The organism is Vibrio sp. 1562 (assembly GCF_033340155.1).
Taxonomy (GTDB): domain Bacteria; phylum Pseudomonadota; class Gammaproteobacteria; order Enterobacterales; family Vibrionaceae; genus Vibrio; species Vibrio alginolyticus.
On sequence record NZ_JAWOVY010000193.1, the window covers coordinates 1 to 853 of the forward strand.

At 46.8% G+C, this 853-nt stretch carries 1 protein-coding gene; it reads left to right on the forward strand.

Annotated features, from left to right (window positions below):
- Positions 1 to 176: 176 nt before the first annotated feature.
- Positions 177 to 853, forward strand: a 677-nt coding sequence (locus R7Z49_RS24090; protein ID WP_318112243.1) for a copper homeostasis protein CutC, incomplete at its 3' end; no start/stop codon positions are given.

Below are 853 nucleotides of genomic sequence, written 5' to 3' on the forward strand. Positions count from 1 at the left end.
AGCCCAGAGTATATGCTCTGGGCTTTCTTTTATCTTCAATAAATGTGCTCAAATGAGGTAACACCTAGGCGAAAACTTTACCTCTATTTCCCATCGACATCATACAGATTCTGCCTGTTGGCCCTGCTAATATCTTAGCCATAACACTTACTGTAACGTTAGTAGGATGAATCAAAGTGGTTACTCATCTAGAAGTCTGTATTGATAATATTGAATCTCTTCATTACGCCATTGCTGGTGGCGCAACTCGTATTGAGCTTTGCTCATCTCTCGCATTGGGTGGCTTAACGCCAAGCTACGGTTTTATGCAGCAAGCGGCCAAACAATCTTCTGTTCCAGTGTATGCCATGATTCGTCCACGCCAAGGCGACTTTTTCTATAACGAAGAGGAGCTAGACATGATGCGTTGGGACATCGAAGCCGCCCATCAATCTGGTTTAGATGGAGTGGTGCTAGGCGTACTGACCCAAGAAGGTGATATCAACATGCCGTTTGCCACCGCATTGTGCGAGTTTGCACAAGCACTGGGTCTTGGCATCACGTTTCATCGTGCGTTTGATCAATGTCGCAATGCAGAACAAGCGTTGGAAGATATCATCCATTTAGGTTGTGAACGTATTCTGACTTCTGGTCTCGCTCCATCTGCACCAGCAGGCGAGAGCGTACTTAAATCTCTTGTGGAACAAGCCCAAGGGCGCATTGCGATCATGGCCGGGGCGGGAGTGAATGCAGACAACGTCCGTCATTTAGTCAAAAACACGAACGTGCAAGAAGTCCATCTTTCAGGCAAAACCACACGCCCTAGCCAAATGACCTTTGTTGCTGAACAAAGCAAAATGGGCGCTTCAGATGT